Raw genomic sequence first — 5,046 nt, 5'->3', positions numbered from 1 at the left:
CCTTCCGGCTTTTCCATGAGCTGCTTACCGTCAATGCGGACACCGATTTTCTCAAGGCTGTGTGCAGGCAGCGCAACGATATAGCGATAGCCGGTCACGGTATCCGTGCGCTTGCCATCTTTATACTCATACGCCGGCGCAACATCCACCAACAGCTTCTTTGTCCCCAGCGAGGCGGGGTCGATCCGAAGATCGCGAATATTCAACATGGGTAATACCTGTTCCTTTCATAAGTGTACTGTGCAGCGTTGATCGGACGCCGCTGGGTTGGTAGGAATGAAGCAATCCAGATTGCAGGGATAGAATAACAAAAGGCAGAGCCCCATGCTAAACCCGAAATGGAATAACTTGAAGTTCTGCCTTTTCTCTCTGAATCGCTCATCTCCACGCATTTGGGAGAGGAGCCTTTCCTTCTTTTTTCAAATATGCATCCGCTTCCTCCAAAAGGCACTGCGAATCGCACTCCAACCGTTTATAGTCGATCTTCTTCATGGAATATATGCGGATCAATTCCAGATACACTCTATGCGTATCGTTGGCTGGAGAAAATGCCCGCTCCCTGCGGGACAGCAAATCAATAGATTCCGCTTCATTTAGACCAAGAGCCAAACAAATACAGATAAGCATAGAAATATTCACATTTTTCAACCTACCATTTGCAATTTTATTTAATGTTGACTGATTGAGGCGTGAAAAAATCGCCAGCTTGTTCTCACTCAATCCTGCTCTTTGCGTGTAATAATCCAAATACTGCTTAAAAGAAGCAGTCTCACTTAGATATGTCGGTGCTTTTCTGGGGGAACGGAGCATTCTGTGCCCGTCCTCTCGCCGAAATCACGCGACAAAAAACTCTCATTGACGTGACCTGACCGCCGGAGGTGCTGAGTACGCTGGGAAAAGGGAGATCGCTGTAAATGCTGGAGAAAAAGCAGCAAATCACCATACGCACCACCTCCTGCGAAATGAGTTACCGATGGGTATTGCCCCTCCGGCAGCAGGCCAACTTATACTGTTATATTCTCATCATTGTTGGATAGAAAAAAGCACGGCTTTCTTCAAAGTCGTACTTCATTGATCTAATAGTCCAAGGACTACTATTCTCATACACTTTTTCTTGGAAAAGGGCATAATTTCCCCTTTCCCCAAAATCAGTCAAGGTATCACTGGCGTTACACAGCCTGCGTGAGCCGTGCCCTCGTGTGACAGCGGGCTTGGTTCGCCTCATCCTGCGGATCATGCAGAAACGCTAACGCCGCCCATCGCCCACAGGACAAGCGCTTCACATTTGGCTCAAAGTGTGTACCCGCAAACGGCAATGCCGGTCACAAGTACAGCCAATTCGGGAAAATACCGGTTTCAGACTTGCCCGGCGCATAGGCAGGGGTTCGCCTCCCCCGCACGCCTGACAGCTTACTTCCTCTCATTAAGGTCATTTCAGCGAGAATATGCCGAATGACAATTCCACCCTATCACGCACGGTCAATCTACAATTCCCGGATGCACTCATGTCCCGTCATGACGCCGGGGAGCAGGCCGTCGCGCACCAAAAGCTGTTCCCGTGTCCACTCTGCCGCCCCATGATCCGAAACGGCAGGCTTTCACGCAGCCTTTGATGAGGAAAGTATAGCAGGTTCCATCGTACCCGTCAAGTATTGGGAGAAAAAGGGCAAGCGCCCGGGCGTTGGCCCGGGCGCTTGCTGCATTGGTGGCAGATCATTCGCCCTGTGCAGGTTTGTAGAAATACATGATAGCATCTCTCCATGTGGGCGTAAACTCTTCTTGCTTCAAGTTCCTGTCAGGATAAGCTTCGTTGTATTGCTTCAACAACTGCGGCCAGCCATCGCCGCCAAAACCGCCAGTGCTAGTGAACATTTCCCAATACTCATTGGAGTTCGGATAAGTCGCAAAGTTAGAATTCTTGGTTTTAGCAAAGGTGTAAAAATCAATGATGCGGTCCATCTTCGCGGTGTTAAGGCTCTGTTTGTTTTGAAGCGCGGATACAAAGGTGAAGCTCTCACTCGTTTTATTCAGAAAATAACAGCTGCCGTTGATCTTGAAGTTTCTGGAATAATCGCTTTCAATATACCCGATCATATCTCCGCTAACCTCTCCGTCCGCATTGATCGTAAGTGCGCGAACAGAGGTGATCCACGCTATAAGGTCGGCCTTATGCGCTCCGGTAAAGTCAGATAGAGGTTTCGTGTTGGTGCAGCCGTTAATGGTCAGAGAGCCGTTCTGATAGGCGGCAACGATACCGCCGGCATAGCCGTTCGCAGCGCTGAGCACACCGTGGTTGTGGCAGTTTGTGATGGTCACATTTGCATTTCTGGTGACCTGTCCAATGATACCGCCAGCTCTCGAATTCGAGCTAGCTGTATTTGTAACAGCAGCATAGTTTGTGAGGCTGCTCAGGGAAATCGTGCTGGCGCTGCCGCATTGCGCCGCACCGATCAAGCCACCGGTGTTGCTGTCATTACCGGTAACTTTAGAAGCTGCATCAATAGAACAGTTGGCTACGGTCGCATTACCGATAATTTGACCGACCAAGCCGCCGACTCTCTCACTGCCGGACACATCCGCACCGGCTAACCTTACATTCTTGATCTCAGCACCGCCGGTAATATAACCAAACAGGCCAATATATCCGCCACCGGTAATTTTCAGATTGCTGATGGTCTTGTTGTTGCCATCAAACGTACCGGCAAATGCCTTGCCGCTCTCGTTGCCGATGGGCGTCCATTCCGTGTTGCTGAGGTCGATGTCAGCAGTCAGCTTGATGAACTTGCCGGCATAGTCAGCGCCACCATTGACGTCTGCAGCGAAAGCCTTCAGCTGATCAGGAGTTGCGATTTTTGTGAAACCGTAAGAAACATCATTGTTATCAATGTAGACATATTGGCCAGCTTCGCGACTATATGTAGTTCCGTTGATAACTACATTAGTTGCAGGATTTCCGCTCAAGTCAATGTAACCCGAGATGGAGCAATTCTCATCAAAGGTGATGGTTCCAGTGTATGCAGCAGCAATCCTGGCAATGCACTTGCCTTCGGAATTGATTGTAACGTTTTCGAGCTGCAGCTTACCCTGATTTGTGATTTCAAACAGCTTTTCGTTGCTTGCCTGAACAATGGTACCATTTTTGATGGTAATAGTTCCGCCATTGATGCTATTATGAATGGTGGAGTTTGCGGTCAACGTATTTCCGCCCAGATCAATCACGTAAGACATCTGATCCGCTTTCGTCTTAGTCAGCGTCTGATCTGCCGACAGAGTAATGGTTGCGTTGTACAGATCATGGTCAAATGCTTCGTCGATGGATTTGAAGTATCTCAAGGTTTTATAATTGGTTGCAGTTGCGGAAACCTTATATTCAGCTGCGTTTTCGGTATCATACCAAACACCGGCACCCAGTCCTGCATAGTCTACAGCATGAGCTGTTCTGCAGACCTGTTCCCAATCAACGGCCGTTTCGGCAGAATAGGGCTCGCCCACAAACAGGTTGTGCATAGTTTCAATGTTGGGGTTAATCTGAGTATAGTAGTAAGTATCGCCTTCTTTAACTCTGTCAGAACCGCTTCTTGAGCCACTACCAAAGGTGATAACCAATTTTGTTGCGATTGTATACGCGATGCTTGCATCAAGTACGCCGATATTGCTGCAGTTGGTAAACACCGTGCCAGCTTCATTTTTGCACACAATACCTGCGGCAGTCTGATACTTACCGGACTTTGCAGTAATAGTACCCTTGTTTACGCACTTTTCAAAGGTGTTGCCTGCATCAGTATTAATGGCGCAGCAAATACCGGCTGCTCTGTCGCCAGTTACGGCAGCTTCGTTCACACAGTTCTTGACAGTCAATTTGGAACCGTTATTCGCATAAGTCGGTGCCTGCGCGATCAAGCCTGCGACCTTATCCTTAGCGGTAAGAGTGCCCTTAACGGTGATGTCTTCAAGGGTCAAATCACAGGTTGCACCGTTGGAAAGACCTACGACACCTGCCCAGCCTTCGCTGTTAACATTGTCAGCGGCAACCGCATTTACGGTAAGCTCAAAGTTTTTGATCACAACGGTACCTTGAACCTTTTCAAAAAGGCCGAAAGAAGTTGCGTCAGATTTGTTGGTAAGGCCAGTAATCTTGTGACCCTGACCGTCAAAGGTTCCTTCAAACGGATGCTCGGCAGTGCCAATGGGCGTCCACTCTTCATTCTTGAGGTCGATGCTGTCCGTCAGCTGAATAGTCTTGCCCGCAAAAGTATGACCCTGATTGACACTATCGCGGAAAGCCTTGAGGTCGGTATCGTTGGCAATGTAATAAGTGTTGCTGTTTTCGATGGTCTGCGTCGCACCGCAGGAGCACTTCCTGACGGTGGTCATATCGTTCCAATTGGTCACGAAGGTAGTATAAGTGTGCGTGTGAACACTTCCGCCGGAGGAGCTGCTGGACGGCTTAGCAGGTTCGGTCTTGGGGACGATGTAGGTCTGGTCGTCGGAGACGGACTTGCCGTTGACGGTCAGGCCGGTCGCGCCGTCCGCGACTACGATTTTGGTGCCCTCGGGAGCGCCGGTGATTTTGACGTTCTCGGCGACGACGAGCACGATGCCCTTGCCGTCAGCCTTGACGGTCTTACCCGCCTCGTCAGCATAGGTGCTGATGGCACGGTCGAGGATGGTGACGGTGGACGCGCGGTTGATGTTCGCCTGCGGGGCGAGCTCGTCAGCCGTCACACCGCCCACGATACCGGCCTCGATGAGCGCGGCAACGTAGCCCTGCGCGTAGGCGGAGACCTGCGCGGCGTCGGTGTACTTCGTCAGGTCGGGCTTGCGGATCGGCTCAATGCCGAGCGCGCGGGCCAGCATGACCATGGCACGCTCGCGGGTGATAGGCGCTTCGGGCGTCACCGTGCCGTCGCCGTTGCCGTTGAGGATGCCGGCAGCCGCGCAGCGGTTGATGGCATCATAGTACCAGGCATCCGCCGTGTTGTCGGTGAAGCCCGCGTCCTTCGCGGCGGGCAGCTTGAGGAGCTTTGCGAGGATGGTCGCGAGCTG

The 5,046-nt window shown here is 51.0% G+C and carries 3 protein-coding genes; all 3 read right to left on the bottom strand.

All coding sequences use genetic code 11. The annotated features are described in order from the left end of the window. The coding region (locus tag KQI17_RS13190) for a hypothetical protein (RefSeq protein WP_216496660.1) at positions 1-209 on the bottom strand (209 nt) is incomplete at its 3' end. Between the two features lie 169 nt (positions 210-378). Next, positions 379-810: a hypothetical protein gene (locus tag KQI17_RS13185; RefSeq protein WP_216496659.1), complete on the bottom strand. Its 432-nt coding sequence runs from the start codon at positions 808-810 to the stop codon at positions 379-381. 903 nt (positions 811-1,713) lie between these two features. Next, a partial coding sequence (locus KQI17_RS13180; protein ID WP_216496658.1) for an S-layer homology domain-containing protein occupies positions 1,714-5,046 on the bottom strand: 3,333 nt, incomplete at its 5' end.

It is taken from the genome of Oscillibacter sp. MSJ-31, from assembly GCF_018918025.1.
In the GTDB taxonomy this organism is placed as follows: Bacteria; Bacillota; Clostridia; order Oscillospirales; family Oscillospiraceae; genus Hominicoprocola.
The sequence above is the reverse complement of the archived record's forward strand: the minus strand, read 5'-3'. Positions and strand labels throughout refer to the sequence as shown.